Source organism: uncultured Veillonella sp., from assembly GCF_934190855.1.
In the GTDB taxonomy this organism is placed as follows: Bacteria; Bacillota; Negativicutes; order Veillonellales; family Veillonellaceae; genus Veillonella.
Genome location: NZ_CAKPTN010000022.1, coordinates 1 through 16,980 on the forward strand (window position 1 = coordinate 1; position 16,980 = coordinate 16,980).

The window sequence follows — 16,980 nt, forward strand, 5'->3', positions numbered from 1 at the left end:
AAAGTAGTTTTACCATGGTCAACGTGACCGATTGTACCGATGTTAACATGCGGTTTCGTACGTTCAAATTTTTCTTTTGCCATTAGGATTGTATCCTCCTTCACAAAAACAAATTACATTCTAGTATTAATATAATATATTAACCCTAATTTATCAATGGAATATAACATTCCCCTACAAATTATTATACCATATATACAAATATACAAAAAAGTCAACAGATACGAAGTATTCCTATCTATCGACTTTATTTTATAACGTCACAACTCTTACTTTTGAATCTTAATCTTTCTTAATATTAATGATTAAATATTATAGTGTAGCTATTTTGATCTTACTATTATATCCATAATAGTAAAATCACAAGCAGAATTAAGATTTATGGGTAGAAATAAAAAAATCCTCACCAACGTGAGGTTTAATGGTGGCGGCACACGGACTTGAACCGCGGACACACCGGGTATGAACCGATTGCTCTAGCCAACTGAGCTATGCCGCCATGTATGGAGCTAGTGACCGGGATTGAACCGGTGACCTTATCCTTACCAAGGATACGCTCTGCCGACTGAGCTACACCAGCACAATGAACGATCATTTCACTGCGAATATTTGTGGTTGCGGGGACAGGACTTGAACCTGCGACCTTCGGGTTATGAGCCCGACGAGCTACCAACTGCTCCACCCCGCTATAGATGGTGGAGGGAGAAGGATTCGAACCTTCGAAGTCGAAGACGGCAGATTTACAGTCTGCTCCCTTTGGCCGCTCGGGAATCCCTCCATAAATAAAATGGAGCTGGCGATAGGAATTGAACCCACAACCTGCTGATTACAAGTCAGCTGCTCTACCTATTGAGCTACGCCAGCATCATTACGACAAGATGAATTGTATCATCTGCCACACTAAGTGTCAAGAACTTTTTTAAAAACTTATTCAAAGTTTTTCTTCGTTCACTGCGGTATCCCTTAGTGCTTAATCATAATAACATGAAACGATACCCTATGCAAGTATTTTGTCAAAAAAATTTTATATTTCATCAAACCCACATAAAACACCGTAGTTTCGGGCTTTTATGACGTAGTTACTAAAAAAAGCAAACAAAAAAGGAGATAATATACTATCTCCTTTTTATACATTTATAGTTTCCCTATATTTTACCAATATGTTCAAGTTTGCAATTAGTCGATTGCAATAACATGATCTGGATGTGCAATAGTAACTACAGCATGTTTTGGATCATTGTTATGTTCTAAGTACAACTGATCCCCTTCAATGTGACCACGCCAGCCAACGACAATAGGATATTTTTTACTAATGGTTTTTAGTAATTCAAAGGGTTCTAAATTTAAGATAGGCGCAAAGAATACATTAATGCCATCGAGCAATACAACTTCAGTATCACTACGGCTAAGAGCACGACAAATAACTTCTTCTGCTAATTTAGGGCGTTCATCACGAGGCACGAGTAGGAATTCTTCTTCGATAAGCTGTTTAGCTTCCAAGTATTTCCAACCCTTTTGCTCGGATAATTCACGAATTAGCAAACTTTTACCAGAACCTGGACCACCAACGATAAACAATATACGTTCATCATCGTTTTGAATTTTTTCCCAACGTTCTTTTACATCTTGTACTGTAACCATATCCTTTGCCTCCTCGCTGCGACCTATCCTACTTAACCGGACGGTCAGATAACATAACGGATTTGATATATTGGTTTTTTTCATCTAGGGCAAACTGTAAATAAGAATTGCTTGCCGCTGGATTTTTATATTCATATACAGTAGACGTGCCCGAATTCGTTGTAGATTCAACGATACGAGTTGGCATACCGTACACAAAGAGCAATAAATACTTAGTATCACCCATCGCAATGCCGCGACGCGTTGGGGTGTAAATATTTAATAGTACACGGTTGATGAGATTCTTTTTATCTACACTTACGCCGTATTCGTTATAGCCAATAAACGCAGAGCCGAAGAGCATGCCCTGATGTTTCCAGTCATTATTAGAATCATTGACGAAATGATCGTTTAGCTGTAAACCACGTAATACGAAATCATCAGCAGTCAATTTGCCTGCTTCAAAATCATATAACGGTGCTTTAGGTAAACCAAATCTAGGCCATACTTGACCACTAATCATATCAACAGCCTCTACATTGCTTTGTTTGATAGTGAAAGCAATATATTCCTTTTGTTGACTAAGCATAGATTGTTGTTGGCTATTATTATTTGTATTCTCTACAGGACTCTTAAAATCCTTTTTTTGTGGCCATGAATTTTCAGAATGACCTTCATAAAGGAAAATATATGTCTCATTTTTTTGATCACGCCACATCGCATTAGGACTGCCATAAGCAAATACCAATTCCATGCGCGTGCTACCAGGACCAATATCACGTACAGTATTAACGCCTTTTTTCGTACTATGAATATTAGTAATAGTATTTGGTTCAAAGAAATACGTCGCCCCTTGACCACGCAATTGATCATTTACCAAGCGCTCTACAGAAGGACCTGTATATACAGTTACGGCAATATCTTTCATATGATACGTCGTAAAGTTATCTCGTACTTCTGTTTTTTCTACATCTTTAGGCACCACAAATTTGTCGCCCAAGCGGTATGTAGCGATAGCATAATCATCTTCAGAACCTATGGATGGCAAATCATTAGCTGTATAGGACTTACCGATATCGGCCAAATTATTTTGAGTGATGCTCGGCAATGGCCCTTCGTTTTCGCTAGCCGCTTGCCAGAACTGTATAGAGTCACCAAATTCAGTGACTGCCATCTGTTCCGCTAACCAACCTGTTTTGATGCGCTCATTTTTAGATGTTGTCTCAGGTTTAACGACTTTTATGGGCGCATGATCAAGGTACGCTAAGCTATCGGCATCACCAGACGCCTCTCCGCCACCTTGACTAGCTGCAGCAGCGTCTTGTACTGCATCATTTGTTTCATCAGTAGTTTCTACAGCAAAAGGGTTGACTGTAGAAATGGCAGGCTCTGCTGCATATCCGATAGTAGTAGCAGATAAACCTACAAGGAGGGCCGCTACAATACGGCTCTTCATAGAATAGTTCATCGATTAGTCTCCAATTGTGCACGCAACCATGTTAGCCATGGTTCAAGACCATTATGGGCGGTGCAACTTACTTCAAATATTTCTCCATTAGGATTTAAATTACGAATATCTTGTATAGCCTGTTCCTTTTTAAAAGGCACATACGGTAACAAATCAATCTTATTAATGAGGATGGCCTTAGACTCTTTAAAGATCAATGGATATTTAAGGGGTTTATCCTCACCCTCAGTAACAGATAAAACTGTTACTTTCATACTTTCACCAATCTCAAATTCTGCAGGGCATACTAAATTGCCTACATTTTCGATAATAATCATATCAAGCTCATCGAGATTTAGATCACCTAAGGCATCTTGAATCATCTGCGCATCGAGATGACAACCACCAACCGTATTAATCTGGATGACAGGCACGCCTAACGCATGAATTCGTTCTGCATCCTTAGCGGTAAACAAATCACCTTCAATAACAGCGAGACGATAATCCTTTGTTAAATCTTGTAAGGTAGCCTCTAAAAGAGATGTCTTACCAGCCCCTGGAGAACCTAACAAGTTAAATACAAATATATTTTTTTCCTTAAACAACTGTTGTAAGGACTCTGCAATGGCATCATTTTTTGCCAGCACATTAGTTTTAACTTGAACTTGCATGCCCTAACCTTTCTATCAATCGATATCCATGGAGGTCACTTGTAATTCGCGGCCCCCAATGGTTTGTACGAAATGACTGTCACAATGAGGACAGATAAACTTATAATTTTCTACAGGAAAAGTCTTATCACAATCTAAGCATTTTCCTTCTATGGGAATTGTATTGATTTCAATGCGTGCCCCTTCAGCAGGAGTTCCCTTAGTAACGGCTTCCCAACAAAAGAGCAATGAATCCGGCTCAACCCCACTCATGAGGCCTAAATCAAGCTGTACAGAATGGATTACCTTTGCGTCGTGTTGACGTAAAGTATCGAGAGCCACATCAAGAATCCCCTCTGCTATAGACATTTCATGCATGGTACGCCTCATACACAGCTTCTAGCATCATCGTCGTCGTTACAGAACCAACGCCACCTGGTACAGGTGTAATAGCAGATGCAATATCTTTTACCGCATCATAATCAACATCACCTACAGTTTTACCATCAAGCTCATTGATACCTACGTCGATAACTACAGCACCTGGTTTAATCATGTCAGCCGTAATCATATGAGCACGACCAGCTGCGGCAATAACGATATCACCACGTTTTACTTGCTCTGCTAAATCAGGAGTTCTAGAGTGACAAATTGTAACCGTACCATGTGCACCGAGAGTCATAAGAGCTACTGGTTTACCGATAACTTGGCTACGACCAACTACAACCACATGTTTGCCTTCCACAGGAATATCATAGTGGTTTAAAATTGCCATGCACGCCTTTGCTGTACAAGGAGCAAAGCCCCCTTTGCTAGCAGTTACAAGACCAATATTGTACGTAGTTAAACCATCGATATCTTTTTTAGGATCTAGCATATCGATAAGAGCCTCAGTATCAATGTGTTTAGGCATCGGCATTAACGGCAGAATACCATGGACTGCTGCATCATTATTTAAAGCTTGTAATGCTGTAACTACTTCATCCTGTGTAGCCGTTTCAGGTAATTGTTTTAATACAAAGCCATAGCCAAAATTCTTTGCTGTCTTTTCCATAAATGTAGCATACATATGAGCACCGTGGTCTTCACCAACGAGCAATACTGCCATAGTAATTACAGAGTCTCCTACTGCTGCAACTTTTTCTTGTAAAATCGCCTTGTGAGCATCTGCTACTGCTTTACCGCGTAATTCGATCATGTGTATCTCCATTCATTCAAACTATCTATAAAATAAGGTGCCTCCGGAGAGGCACCTAAGTCTCTTATTCTATTATATAACGAACTGTCTATAATTTCTAATTATGACCGAATTCGTTTTATCTACGGAAATGAACAGTAATTGCTGTACCAGCCTGAACAGTTGTACCGCTACTTTCATCTTGAGATGTAGCCGTACCAGTTCCATCCGGTTTAAAAGCAAGTCCCGCCTTATGTAACCAATCACGCACTTCACCATAGGTAAAACCAGTAAAGTTAGGCAATGTAACAGAACCATCACTTCCCGGTTTTGGTTCAGGTAATGTATTAGCAGCTTTAACAGCTACTGGTGTACTTTCTTTAACATACGGACTCATTTGGTAATACCGTACAAGCTGAGATACGATGTCCTTAAATACAGGGGCTGCAATTTGACTACCATAAAAAGAACCCTTTTGTGGGTCATCAATAACGACAAGAACTACAAATTTTGGATCCTCTACAGGTCCAAAACCAATAAAGGACGCAATGTATTGTCCGTCGAGATAACCGCCATGTTTGGTATCTAGTTTTTCCGCCGTACCAGTTTTACCACCGAAGTGATAACCTTCTACCATCGCTTTTGTACCGCCACCTTCAGATACTTCTTTTTCTAGAATATCTACAATGGTTTTAGCGGTTTCCGCCGGAACTGGTTGTCCTACAACAGATGTTTCAGTCGTACTTGTTACATCGCCTTGAGAGTTACTATAAGACTTGATGATATGTGGTTTCATCATAGCCCCACCATTAGAAAGTGCACCAAAGGCGCGAACCATTTGTAATGGTGTAACCGCAATACCTTGACCAATGGACATAGTAGCAACGTCTAGCTTACTCATATCCTCTGGATTATACAAAATACCTGCTCCTTCACCAGGCAATTCAATACCTGTTTCAGAACCAAAGCCATAATCACGTACATATTTCGAGAGAATATCTGCACCTGTTAATGTACCAATTTCAGCCATACCAGTATTAATAGAGTACTTCAAAATATCTAGCAAACGAACAGGACCATATCCCTCACCATTCCAGTTTCTAATGATATGTCCATTGGCAGCGAAGGCCCCTTTATCGTTATACACAGTGTCTAACTTCCATTTGCCTGCTGCAAGGGCTGCAGATGCAATGATAGGTTTGAATGTAGAACCTGGTTCATATAAATTGGTAACCGCAATATTTTTGAAAGCCTCTTCACCACTTTGGTTGTAGTTATTAGGATCATAACTTGGACGATTGGCCATCGCTAATATTTCACCGGTCTTTGGATCCATAACGATAACGCTCGCATGTTTAGCACCAGTATCAACCATCGCCTTATCGAGAGCACGTTCAGAAATAAATTGAATGGTCGCATCAATTGTTAAGGTTACACTCTTACCCTTATCTGGTAAAAATTTAGATAATACAGAGCCAAAGATAGCATTCCCTTTATTATCAGTAGCTACGATCTCTTGTTGTACGCCACCCTTTAATTCGTCATCAAGAACCATTTCTAGACCATCAAGGCCCTTATCATCTGTGCCAACAAAGCCCAACACTTGAGCCGCTAGTACGCCGTTTGGATAATACCGCTTAGACTCCTCTACAAAGTTAAGACCTACAATGTGATTATCCTTAATCACTTGTTGTACCGCTTTTGATTTGTCCGCATCCATCATACGGTTCAACCAAACAAATGCTGTATCCTCTTGTAAGGCTTTTACAATATTTTCTTTAGACATGGTTACATACGGAGATATGAGGTCTGCAATCTCTTGAGGAGATTGTTTAATCATCTTCGGATCCGCATATAAAGATTTTGTAACCACACTCATGGCCAACGGCTTACCATTACGGTCATAGATTGTACCGCGTGGCGATTGTAGTTTCCTATCCACCTGAACTTGTAATAGATTTTTCTTCTCTAGGTCAAAGGTATCAAAGACCTGCAGTTGTGCCAAGCGTCCGATGAGGACGAAAGCAACGGTCATGAGAACGGCAAGACACCAGGTGGTGCGGCTCCATCCACTCATGCGTAGCAACGCTTTATTTAGTAAATTCATCATTTCTCCACTGGACGGCGTAACTTATGGTCTAATGCATTATATAGTGCATCCGGTTCATTAGGAATCACTCCATTTTGAACCTGACCTAATAAATATTGCAATCCTTCCCCAACTTGATTCCCTGCGAGTTCAAGAACTCTTTTATCATACCTTAAATCCTTTGTGTGTATAGGCATTTCCAAACTAAGGTCGGCCATACATTCCCCAAAGGCTAATGTTCCATCTGTTGATGCATAAGGCTTCCCACAACCTAATACATCGGCAGCACAAACCTTGGCTAATTGCTCCCAGGCAGTGCGCATGATTTGGCTGTCCCGGAACTCACCACTACGAGCCTCTTTGCGAAGCCATTTCTTTTCATTTGCATCGCCATTTTGTACAAAAAAGTGGAAACGCATATGATTCTTTACAATCCAGGCCACACGTTTTACAAATGATTTTGGATATCCTAAACGAGTAAGCAAGGTTTCTGTCATTTCAGCCCCTAATGTATCATGACCACGATCTGTAAGGCGACCATTTACCACAGCACGCACAGTAGGCATTCCCTTTGCTACATCATGTAGTAATGCCCCCCAGCGTAACGTCAAATCCGGCTCTGTATTAGATACAACGGCTAATGTATGATACCAACCATCGAACTGGTGAAAGTCCTTTTCTTGGGGTAAATTCACCAAATGATATAGCTCAGGTAAAATAGGCACCTCACGAGCTACACCATTTTCCACAACGCGGCAAGAACATTCTGCTAAACGAGATTGTACTAATACATCTAACCCTTTAGCCACCGCTGGCTCTAGCATGAGCCGATTTATTTCATCCCGAACGCGCTCTAAGGATAATCCAGAAACACGATGAAAAGCCTTAGGCATAGCCTCTAGTAAATCCTTACTTGGTAAGAAGTCTAGCTTTGCTACAAAACGACAAGCTCTAAATAGGCGCAACGCATCCTCTTCAAAGCGCTTCTGTGGATCACCAATAGTACGCAAGGTCTTATGTTTGATATCCCGGCGTCCACCGACAAGGTCGATAACCTCACCAAAGCGATTCATAGCCATCCCATTGACAGTAAAGTCGCGGCGCAATACATCTTCTTCTAAGGTATCCGCATAAGCGATTTCTTCTGGCCGATGACTATCTGCACCATATCGTTCAGTTCGATACGTAGCAATTTCATATTGTTTTCCATCTAATCTAGCTACTACTACACCGAAAGATTTGCCTACTAAATCTGTGGTCTGAATACCTTGACCTCGTAGAACTTCAATTACCGTATCAGGACGTGCAGACGTCACAATATCAAAATCATGAGGCTTTTGATGCATCAAAATATCGCGCACTGCTCCGCCAATGATATAGGCTTCATACCCTGCCTCTTCTAGCACGGTCAATATTCGATTTGCTTGTTCCATCTTACACACTCCTTTCTGAACTAGTCTAACTTTTATTTTACTACAAATGAAAGCATGAAAAAAGTGCAATCCTTACAAGGATTGCACTCTTTCTGCAATAGCTGTGCCTGTCGGTGTTACCGCAAGACCGCCATCACTTGTTTCACGCAATGCTGCAGGCATAGCGCGACCAATATTATTCATAGCTTCAATAACCTCATCTGGGGGAATTTGACTTTCAATATTCATCAAAGCCATCTCAGATGCAGTAATAGCATGGACTGCATAGAAACCATTACGCTTAACGCATGGCACCTCTACGAGACCTGCCACAGGATCGCAGGCAAGGCCCAATAAGTTTTTCATGCATAATGCAATGGCATGGCCCACCTGACGTGGCGTTCCGCCCATCATTTCTACGATAGCCCCTGCAGCCATACATGCAGCTGTACCAATTTCAGCTTGGCAACCACCTACAGCACCAGCAACGCAAGCCCGATTAGCCACTACATTACCGATGCCGGAAGCGGCTAAGAAGCCTTTCACTACAGTAGCTCTATCTAGTTTATAGTGATCTGCCACCGCTTTCACAGCACCAGGCATAACCCCACATGAACCCGCTGTTGGGCACGCAACAATGCGGAACATTTTTGCGTTCGCCTCGTTTACAGCAATGGCATAGGTCATCGCCTTGTACGCGATTTCACTCATAAAACGTGGAGATTGACCGTCAAGCTGTGCCGCCTGACCACCGGACATACCGGATGCCGTTTTATCAGTATATGCAATACCATCTTGGATAGACATTTCAAAAATATCTAAACGATGCTCAATTTCACTAATAACCGCATCTTCATTGCGGTCATAATTTTCTAATTCATAACGCAGCACTACATCGCCAAAGGAAATGTTATTTTCCTCAGCTAGGCGAATAATATCTGCAATTGTATCATATGCATAACTCATCATTCACCCTCCTATAATGCCTCAAAAGTCATGACATCTTGAATGCCTGGACACTCGCGCATAAATTGAACCGTAATTGGATTTACTACAGTATCTGTAGTAATAACCATGACCGCATCCTTGTGCTTACCTTTACGGAATACGCGCATCGTTGCAATATTAATATCGGACTCACTCAAAGCTTGGCTAATAAGGGAAATCGCACCAGGTCTGTCCTCATGGAATACGACGAGGGTGAACTCATCACCTGTAATAGACATGTCATTGCCATCCACTTCGGTAATCATAATTTGACCACCGCCAAGAGATCTACCGATAACAGTCATATGACGATTATGGTCATCATACATATCAAAACGAACCACATTAGGATGACCTACATCTAATGGAGACTCGATGAACGTATACTCCATCCCCTCTTTTTTTGCTAAATCATGAGCAATGCGGATATTCTTATCATCCTCTTTATAGCCCAACAAACCGCCTACTAAAGCACGATCTGTACCATGACCTTTATAGGTTTTAGCGAAAGAACCATATAACGTTAAATCTACCTTTTTAGGAGTGGAACGGAAAATACACCGCGCCATCTTACCTAGTCGCGCAGCACCCGCTGTATGCGAACTAGACGGACCAATCATAACAGGCCCTATAATATCAAAAATACTATTCATACACGCCTCTATATACACATAAATAATGTGAGAAAATTCTTACTTTACCTATAGTATAACAATCAATATTGATCGATGTCTATATGCACATTAGAGGCATCTTTGTACTCCTACAAAGGACTTAAATTGTTGTAAAAAACGCACCTAAGGCGAACCCTAGGTGCGTTATTTATAACAACAGTCCTAAATCATAAAAGAGAGGGGAAGTAGGACTGTGGTTAACAAGTTAACAGATCCTATTAACCCAAGATAGCTTTCATGTCAGCTTCAGGAGTTGTAATTGGATGTAATTGGAATTTCTCTACCAAAATGTTCAATACATTGTTGGAGAAGAATTTAGGCAAGGATGGGCCGATGTAAATGTTGCGGATACCCAATGCCAACAATGTTAACAAGATACATACCGCTTTTTGTTCGTACCAGGACAATACCAATGTTAATGGCAAGTCATTTACGTCACATTCAAATGCACCAGCTAAAGCTACTGCTACTTGAATAGCGGAGTAAGCATCGTTACATTGACCCATATCAAGGATACGAGGGATACCACCGATTTCGCCAATGTTCATGTCGTTGAAACGGAATTTACCACAAGCCAATGTCAATACTACTGTATCTTCTGGAGTTTGTTTTACGAATTCTGTGTAGTAGTTACGGCCTACTTTAGCACCGTCACAACCACCTACTAAGAAGAAGTGTTTGATTGCGCCAGCTTTTACAGCGTCGATTACTTTGTCAGCAATGCTCAATACTGTACCATGACCGAAACCAGTAGTTACTTCATGACCACCGTTGATACCAGTGAATTCTTGAGCTTCTTTGTAGCCGCCCAATTCGATTGCACGGTTGATAACTGCGGAGAAGTCTTTAGTGCCGTCTTCTTTTTCTTCGATGTGTGCACAGCCGTCGAAACCTACCATATCTGTAGTGAAGATATTTGCTCTGTAGTTTTCTTTTGGTGGCATAATGCAGTTTGTAGTGAACAAGAATGCGCCAGGAACGTCAACGAATTCTTTTTGTTGGTTTTGCCATGCAGTACCGAAGTTACCTTTCAATTGAGGATGTTTTTTCAATTCAGGGTAAGCGTGGCAAGGTAACATTTCACCATGAGTATAGATATTTACACCTTTACCATCAGTTTGGATCAACAATTGTTTCAAGTCGTGAAGGTCATGACCAGTTACAACGATGAAAGGACCTGGTTCTACAGTCAAAGGTACTGTAGTTGGTACTGGTGTACCGTAAGATTCTGTATTAGCTTTATCAAGAACAGCCATACATTTCAAGTTAATTTCGCCGAATTCCATCAAAAGACCAAGCCATTCTTCAGCGCTGTGATCTTTAGCCATTTCAACTAAACCTTTAACGAACCAAGCGTCAACGTCAGCATCATGGAAACCAAGGCGAGCAGCATGCCAAGCATAAGCAGCCATACCACGCATACCTAATAATAATGTGGAACGAAGAGATACGATATCTTCTTCACCTTTCCACAATTGTTCCCAATCGAAGTTTTGTTGAGTGCTGTCCACTTGCGCATGGTAAGCATTTACTTCGTCGATGAACGCTTGAACACGATCTTCAGAGAAGTTAACGTTTGTTACGCACATGAATAAACCACGCATTAAATAATCGATACCTTCTTTAGTGTGGCCTTTTACGTCTAAAGCGCGTGCCAAACCAACTAAAGCAGCAGTTAATTCGTCTTGTAAGTTAGCAACTGGTGCAGTTTTACCACATACACCTTGTACAGTACAGCCGCCTGGTGCTGCAGATTGTTCGCATTGATAACAGAACATGCTCATTTAAAAATCCTCCTTTGCGAGACTTTCTCGCATTCAAGCTAGATAATATAAAACCTATACATTACACTGATGTTTTATCAGGTGTCTGATTGATTACATTTGAAAGTATAACGTAAAGGTGATACAATTTCTGTAGCTTGAGCAACAAATAAAAACTTTTTCAAAATTTTTCCTGACTCCCCTTGTGGAACAGGTAGACCATTTGGTCTTATACTATTATTATACAATAATCATTTTAAATTACTATAGATTTTTTCACACCGGAGGTGCTTATGAAACAAATTCTTTCAGAAGATATTATTAATCAATATATGCCTACCCTCTCAAAATGCCCTCTATTTCATAAACTTGGAGACAATGAATTACGCGGCTATTTACACAACGCCAAAGTAATTGTTCATAGCTACAAGAAAAATGACTTCATTGCCCTCTCTGGCGATCCTATGGAAGGCATTGGTGTTATCTTAGAAGGCAGCGCCCTTTTGACTCGCGAAAATGTAATGGGCCAACGCGTTATCATGGCCAATCTGGAGCAATCCGATATATTTGGGGAAGCTTTGCTTTTTAGTAAACAACCTTTATGGCCTGCTACGATTAAGGCGACGAAAGCAGCAAAAATCATATTCATCCCACTCGAAACATTTATCCAAACATTGCCAGATTGCCATCAATGCCAAACGACAATCTTATCTAATCTATTAGAGGATTTATCAGAAAAGGCAATCCTCTTAACGAGAAAGGTTCATTACCTTACTCTAAAAGGAATGCGCGAAAAGATTTTTGCCTACTTAACAGATATTTATAAACGCCAACAATCTAAAACAATTCACTTACCCCATAATCGCGAGCAAATGGCAGAGGTGCTCAACGTATCTCGCACTGCGTTAAGCCGTGAACTAGGCCGCTTGCGTGATGAAGGCATTATCGACATTACAGGTCGCACTGTAAAACTACAAAACATTGAAGAAATTGAAGATTTTGGTTTCAATGGCTTTTAGTACTAGCTGATCAGTGCTAAAATCAAATACAAAAGGTCTCCCTAAATAATTGAGGGAGACCTTTTATTATCTAAATTATCTATATTACCTATTTTAAAGGTATGTCGCTTAGAACCAATGTGATAAATCAAACTCTTCACCAATCGTTGCTTTCACATGAGCTCGGCCTAAGTAAAGACCTAGCAAGGTTAAGCTAATTTTGGACATCGGCGTTTTATCAAACACATCAGCCAAATCCAAAAGAACTGGAGAAATATCATCCATAATATCACGCGCCTCTTGCCCTCTGAAAGCAGTTGGTTTGCTCTTCATAAGTGCCAAAAGATCTCGTTGAACCATGGAGTCAGAAATACGAGTTTGTCTAAAGAAGCGTGGTGCCAAGGATTCATCAACTAAAGCCAATTTATATAAATTAGAGTTTAAGCTGCGCACCACATAACGAGGATCTACACCGCGACCATCAGTGGCACGGAACAATTCTTCCTTAGAGAAGCCACGATAATTAAATACAAACGGATAAGAATTAGATAATACTTGAGCCAATGTAATCGGTTCACGTTCCTCTTGGGTACAGCGCAAGTAATCGAGCTGACGATAGAAGGAATGATTTTGAGGCAAATCAGAAATAAATGGCTCAATATATTTTTCCACATAATGTTGGAAATGAATCAATCCATAGTTATTGGAGTTTCTAGAGTATTGCAGCAATAAAGTCAACGCCATGACTTGGAAGTGACCTAGTGTTAAATGTGGTAATACGCGCAATGCGTCAAAGGCTACTAAGTACGGCGTACTAGATTTAGGCGATTGCACAACATCAAGGAATGCACCTAATGCAGCGGACTTCATCCACTCCGTATTCGTTGCAGCATATGCCTTTTGCATACTCATCAAAGCTTCTTGAATAACAATATTGTCTAACAACGCATTTACTTCAGCTAGCTTTGTAATGTTGAGGGCCGCTAAAGCATCTCTAGTAATATCTTCTACATAATATTGTGTATCCCCATGCAACACGCCAAAGGCATGTACAAATGGAGCAATAGCTAGTTCAACACATTTATCTTCATGCGCTGCTCTAGCCCACTGACCAGTAGGAACCTCTTCATCAACTAAGCTCGCTGCAGCTAATTGTGCCTCAATTTCAGATGCATCAAATAGACGAGTTTCATCTAATACAGATGGCCCTTCTGCAGTTTGTACATCATCAGCGCCGCCAATCATTTGAGTGACTTCCATACTTCCCACTTCATCAGCAGCTAAGACCTCTACAGATTCGCCCATAGCAATGGTATCCTCTACAGAACTTGCGCGATTGCGCAGCTCATCTGTTACTTTATCAAGAACAATAGTCTTATCCATTAATGGAGTAGCTTGGTTGCCATTAGAATGCTTAATATCGGAAACCGCAGTCATCACAATAGTTGCGTCTGTAACAGAAGAAGTTACAACTTTATCATCTTCAACGACAGCCGGTTCATCATGTAAAACTTCACCTTTTGCACTATCCGGCTCAGTAGCTAAAGATTGAGAAGTACTTTTTTCTTTAATATCAGATTCTCTGTTAGACTCAGTACTAGTCACAGCATCATTGTGTTCGCCTAAGGCTAAGGAATAACCAGTAGATGTATTTTCTACATGTGTATTCTTACCATCTCTTCGATTGAAAGATGTATCCCCGGAATCAACCACAACATCTGCAGGTTCATTTGTCGCAGCCCCTTCGTTAGATTGATTTTCAGTGGAGTCCGCAATCGATGCAGTATATACATGAGTACCACCTGCATGCGTTATCGTTACATCACCGTGCTTAGATTCTGTTCCAGTCGGAGTATCATGTTGCTCGTCAACATGATTATCTTTATTTACACTGTTTTGTGCCTTTTGTTTAAGCTGGCTTTCACCATCACCACGACTAAAAACGGCGTAGCAAATAGCAAAGAAGCCCAATGCCACAACGGCTAATACAAAATATGGTATTACGTTTGACATACTATCCCCCTACATCAACGCTTCATTATATGCAGCACGTTCGCCGCCGATGCTCTTAGGACGAACACGACAAGCAGTTATATGGGCTTCCCCAATTTCCTTTAAACTAAGACGCACTGGTACTGTAACATGTTTCATATGCATGCCTATGAAAGTATCCCCAATATCGATACCTGCATCAGCTTGAATAAATTCAACCATTACAGGATCATCAAAACGTTCATATGCAGTTACAGCCATAGCACCACCTGCATGACGTTGAGGCACTACATTAACCTCTTCCTCCCAGGTCACTGCACTACGCTCCATAACAAGAGCACGATTAATATGTTCACAGCATTGAACTGCCAGATTAAGACCTCTCGCCTTAACAGCAGTATATATTTCATCAAATACGACCTGAGCCACATCTAGGTGGGAATCAGTGCCGATATTTTTACCTACAATTTCGCTAGTGGAGCAGCCCACAACGAATAATTGACCTTCCCGAACCTTTGCCAAATCAAGTAGTTCAGCCATCGCTGTGCGAACTGACTGACGAATAGTTTCTACAGAAGTCATGTTATCGCCTCACTCACTTTGAATGTATAAAATCTATATGTATATTATCATAAAATGGACAGAATCGGTAGACTTTAGTCTACATATCTGTGGTGAACATCACATGATACTAACTTATAAACTGTGAAAGTATATTCTTATACTATTATCATACTATTAAAGAATGAAAACAACAAAAAAGAGGCTCGCATTTGCAAGCCTCTTTTAATCACTCAGCGGTGATATTAGATTTTTCTGTAAGGTTTTTGGCCTTCTTCGTAGAAGTTGTTACCTTCAGTATCGCCAACTACGATGCAAGGGAAATCTTCAACTGTCAATTCAGCCAAAGCTTCTGGACCAAGTTCACCATAAGCAAGTACTTCGTATTTTTTGATGGATTTTGCAATCAATGCTGCAGCGCCACCAACTGCTGCGAAGTATGTGCAACCATTTTTCTTCATGGATTCAACTACTGCTGGTTTACGGGAACCTTTACCGATCATGCCTTTGATACCTTGATCAAGCATTGTTGGTGTGTAAGCATCCATACGACCAGAAGTTGTAGGACCAGCGGAACCAATTGGATCACCAGGTTTTGCAGGTGTTGGGCCAAGGTAGTAAACGAATTTGTTAGTCCAATCGATTGGTAATTTTTCGCCACGTGCTAAAGCTTCAGTCATAACTTTATGAGCAGCGTCACGAGCGGAATAAATTTTGCCAGTGATAAGAACGCTATCACCAACTTTTAATTTACGGGAAAACTCTTCATTATATTCTTCAGTGTTAATGCGAATTGTTTCAGCCATTGTAATGTTACCTCCTATCGATTAAAGTTCTGCGTGAGCATGACGAGCAGCATGGCACATGATAGTAACTGCAACAGGAAGACCAGCGATATGAGTTGCACCCCATTCGATGTTTACACCGATACAAGTTGTAGTGCCGCCCAATTGTGGACCGATACCAGTTTTGTTAACCATTTCCATGATTTCTTCTTCTAATTTTGCATAGTCAGCATCTTTGTGAGGTGTGCTAATGTCGCGAAGCAAAGCTTTTTTGGACATAACAGCTGCTTGGTCCATAGTACCACCGATACCTACGCCAAGAACGATTGGAGGGCATGGGTTAGGGCCAGCTTTTTTAACGATTTCAAGAACTGCATTTTTAACGCCTTCAACGCCATCAGCAGGAACAAGCATAGCTACGCCAGATTTGTTTTCGGAACCGAAACCTTTAAGCTCTACTTGGATATCTACTTTATCGCCAGGAACGATGTCAGTGTAGATAATAGCTGGAGTGTTGTTTTGAGTGTTCTTACGGTTGAACAATGGCTCGCCTACAACGGATTTACGAAGGTAACCTTCGATGTAACCAGCTGCAACGCCTTCATTGATAGCTTCAGTAAGGTCACCACCAACGAAATGAACGTCTTGACCTACTTTTAAAAATACCATTGTCATACCAGTATCTTGGCAGTATGGACGATCTTCAGCATCAGCGATTTCAGCGTTTTCAATGAGTTGATCAAGAACGATACGACCTACTGGAGACTCTTCTGTTTCACGACCTTTTTTCAAGCCTTCATAGATGTCTTTTGGCAAGTGGTAAGC

At 40.9% G+C, this 16,980-nt stretch carries 15 protein-coding genes and 5 tRNA genes; 1 reads left to right on the forward strand and 19 read right to left on the reverse strand.

Going from position 1 to position 16,980, the window contains the following annotated elements; genetic code table 11:
- Nucleotides 1–422: 422 nt before the first annotated feature.
- From Q0F90_RS02510 to hcp, 15 genes are all read right to left on the reverse strand, one after another.
- A tRNA-Met gene (locus Q0F90_RS02510) sits at nucleotides 423–499 on the reverse strand.
- A gap of 5 nt (nucleotides 500–504) precedes the next feature.
- Nucleotides 505–580 (reverse strand) — tRNA-Thr (locus Q0F90_RS02515).
- A gap of 32 nt (nucleotides 581–612) precedes the next feature.
- Nucleotides 613–688, reverse strand: a tRNA-Met gene (locus Q0F90_RS02520).
- 5 nt (nucleotides 689–693) lie between these two features.
- Nucleotides 694–778 (reverse strand) — tRNA-Tyr (locus tag Q0F90_RS02525).
- Nucleotides 779–788: 10 nt separating this feature from the next.
- Nucleotides 789–864, reverse strand: a tRNA-Thr gene (locus Q0F90_RS02530).
- A 312-nt stretch (nucleotides 865–1,176) separates the two neighbouring features.
- On the reverse strand, nucleotides 1,177–1,641 hold the full coding sequence (gene brxF / locus Q0F90_RS02535; protein ID WP_296003052.1) for a BREX-3 system P-loop-containing protein BrxF: 465 nt from the start codon (nucleotides 1,639–1,641) through the stop codon (nucleotides 1,177–1,179).
- Nucleotides 1,642–1,669: 28 nt separating this feature from the next.
- Nucleotides 1,670–3,088: a hypothetical protein gene (locus Q0F90_RS02540; RefSeq protein ID WP_296003054.1), complete on the reverse strand. Its 1,419-nt coding sequence runs from the start codon at nucleotides 3,086–3,088 to the stop codon at nucleotides 1,670–1,672.
- Entirely contained in the window at nucleotides 3,085–3,738 is a 654-nt protein-coding gene (hypB, locus tag Q0F90_RS02545) for a hydrogenase nickel incorporation protein HypB (protein ID WP_296003056.1), read from the reverse strand. Before hypB ends, Q0F90_RS02540 begins: the two co-directional genes overlap by 4 nt.
- A gap of 15 nt (nucleotides 3,739–3,753) precedes the next feature.
- Nucleotides 3,754–4,095 carry a hydrogenase maturation nickel metallochaperone HypA gene (gene hypA / locus Q0F90_RS02550; protein WP_296003058.1) on the reverse strand — a complete coding sequence of 114 codons (342 nt, stop codon included), beginning with the start codon at nucleotides 4,093–4,095 and terminating at the stop codon, nucleotides 3,754–3,756.
- Nucleotides 4,088–4,915: a bifunctional 5,10-methylenetetrahydrofolate dehydrogenase/5,10-methenyltetrahydrofolate cyclohydrolase gene (locus Q0F90_RS02555; protein ID WP_296003060.1), complete on the reverse strand. Its 828-nt coding sequence runs from the start codon at nucleotides 4,913–4,915 to the stop codon at nucleotides 4,088–4,090. Before Q0F90_RS02555 ends, hypA begins: the two co-directional genes overlap by 8 nt.
- Nucleotides 4,916–5,033: 118 nt before the next feature.
- The gene (locus Q0F90_RS02560) at nucleotides 5,034–7,001 is read right to left on the reverse strand and encodes a penicillin-binding transpeptidase domain-containing protein (RefSeq protein WP_296003078.1); all 1,968 of its coding nucleotides are present in this window, start codon (nucleotides 6,999–7,001) and stop codon (nucleotides 5,034–5,036) included.
- Nucleotides 7,001–8,416, reverse strand: coding sequence for a CCA tRNA nucleotidyltransferase (locus Q0F90_RS02565; protein WP_296003062.1), 1,416 nt, complete (start codon nucleotides 8,414–8,416; stop codon nucleotides 7,001–7,003). The genes Q0F90_RS02560 and Q0F90_RS02565 overlap by 1 nt, the downstream gene beginning before the upstream one ends.
- 72 nt (nucleotides 8,417–8,488) lie before the next feature.
- Nucleotides 8,489–9,361: an L-serine ammonia-lyase, iron-sulfur-dependent, subunit alpha gene (gene sdaAA, locus Q0F90_RS02570; RefSeq protein WP_296003080.1), complete on the reverse strand. Its 873-nt coding sequence runs from the start codon at nucleotides 9,359–9,361 to the stop codon at nucleotides 8,489–8,491.
- A gap of 11 nt (nucleotides 9,362–9,372) precedes the next feature.
- On the reverse strand, nucleotides 9,373–10,035 hold the full coding sequence (gene sdaAB, locus Q0F90_RS02575; protein WP_296003064.1) for an L-serine ammonia-lyase, iron-sulfur-dependent subunit beta: 663 nt from the start codon (nucleotides 10,033–10,035) through the stop codon (nucleotides 9,373–9,375).
- A gap of 239 nt (nucleotides 10,036–10,274) precedes the next feature.
- Nucleotides 10,275–11,840, reverse strand: coding sequence for a hydroxylamine reductase (hcp, locus tag Q0F90_RS02580; protein WP_296003066.1), 1,566 nt, complete (start codon nucleotides 11,838–11,840; stop codon nucleotides 10,275–10,277).
- A 272-nt stretch (nucleotides 11,841–12,112) separates the two neighbouring features.
- Here hcp and Q0F90_RS02585 point away from each other — a divergent pair, with 272 nt between their 5' ends.
- Nucleotides 12,113–12,838, forward strand: a complete 726-nt coding sequence (locus Q0F90_RS02585) for a Crp/Fnr family transcriptional regulator (RefSeq protein ID WP_296003067.1) — start codon at nucleotides 12,113–12,115, stop codon at nucleotides 12,836–12,838.
- A gap of 108 nt (nucleotides 12,839–12,946) precedes the next feature.
- On the opposite strand, the gene Q0F90_RS02590 is transcribed toward Q0F90_RS02585, so the two are convergent.
- The 4 genes from Q0F90_RS02590 to Q0F90_RS02605 form a co-directional block, all read right to left on the reverse strand.
- The gene (locus Q0F90_RS02590; protein ID WP_296003068.1) at nucleotides 12,947–14,830 is read right to left on the reverse strand and encodes an LPO_1073/Vpar_1526 family protein; all 1,884 of its coding nucleotides are present in this window, start codon (nucleotides 14,828–14,830) and stop codon (nucleotides 12,947–12,949) included.
- Nucleotides 14,831–14,839: 9 nt separating this feature from the next.
- Complete coding sequence (locus Q0F90_RS02595) at nucleotides 14,840–15,391, reverse strand: TIGR01440 family protein (protein ID WP_296003070.1); 552 nt, start codon at nucleotides 15,389–15,391, stop codon at nucleotides 14,840–14,842.
- Nucleotides 15,392–15,615: 224 nt separating this feature from the next.
- Nucleotides 15,616–16,176, reverse strand: coding sequence for a Fe-S-containing hydro-lyase (locus Q0F90_RS02600; RefSeq protein ID WP_009352515.1), 561 nt, complete (start codon nucleotides 16,174–16,176; stop codon nucleotides 15,616–15,618).
- Between the two features lie 21 nt (nucleotides 16,177–16,197).
- A partial coding sequence (locus tag Q0F90_RS02605) for a fumarate hydratase (protein WP_296003073.1) occupies nucleotides 16,198–16,980 on the reverse strand: 783 nt, incomplete at its 5' end.

Excerpts from the sequence above, each read along its gene's own strand:
- brxF (WP_296003052.1), bottom strand. The coding sequence starts at position 1,641 with ATGGTTACAGTACAAGATGTAAAAGAACGTTGGGAAAAAATTCAAAAC.
- Q0F90_RS02540 (WP_296003054.1), bottom strand. The coding sequence starts at position 3,088 with ATGAACTATTCTATGAAGAGCCGTATTGTAGCGGCCCTCCTTGTAGGT.
- hypB (WP_296003056.1), bottom strand. The coding sequence starts at position 3,738 with ATGCAAGTTCAAGTTAAAACTAATGTGCTGGCAAAAAATGATGCCATT.
- hypA (WP_296003058.1), bottom strand. The coding sequence starts at position 4,095 with ATGCATGAAATGTCTATAGCAGAGGGGATTCTTGATGTGGCTCTCGAT.
- Q0F90_RS02555 (WP_296003060.1), bottom strand. The coding sequence starts at position 4,915 with ATGATCGAATTACGCGGTAAAGCAGTAGCAGATGCTCACAAGGCGATT.
- Q0F90_RS02560 (WP_296003078.1), bottom strand. The coding sequence starts at position 7,001 with ATGAATTTACTAAATAAAGCGTTGCTACGCATGAGTGGATGGAGCCGC.
- Q0F90_RS02565 (WP_296003062.1), bottom strand. The coding sequence starts at position 8,416 with ATGGAACAAGCAAATCGAATATTGACCGTGCTAGAAGAGGCAGGGTAT.
- sdaAA (WP_296003080.1), bottom strand. The coding sequence starts at position 9,361 with ATGAGTTATGCATATGATACAATTGCAGATATTATTCGCCTAGCTGAG.
- sdaAB (WP_296003064.1), bottom strand. The coding sequence starts at position 10,035 with ATGAATAGTATTTTTGATATTATAGGGCCTGTTATGATTGGTCCGTCT.
- hcp (WP_296003066.1), bottom strand. The coding sequence starts at position 11,840 with ATGAGCATGTTCTGTTATCAATGCGAACAATCTGCAGCACCAGGCGGC.
- Q0F90_RS02585 (WP_296003067.1), top strand. The coding sequence starts at position 12,113 with ATGAAACAAATTCTTTCAGAAGATATTATTAATCAATATATGCCTACC.
- Q0F90_RS02590 (WP_296003068.1), bottom strand. The coding sequence starts at position 14,830 with ATGTCAAACGTAATACCATATTTTGTATTAGCCGTTGTGGCATTGGGC.
- Q0F90_RS02595 (WP_296003070.1), bottom strand. The coding sequence starts at position 15,391 with ATGACTTCTGTAGAAACTATTCGTCAGTCAGTTCGCACAGCGATGGCT.
- Q0F90_RS02600 (WP_009352515.1), bottom strand. The coding sequence starts at position 16,176 with ATGGCTGAAACAATTCGCATTAACACTGAAGAATATAATGAAGAGTTT.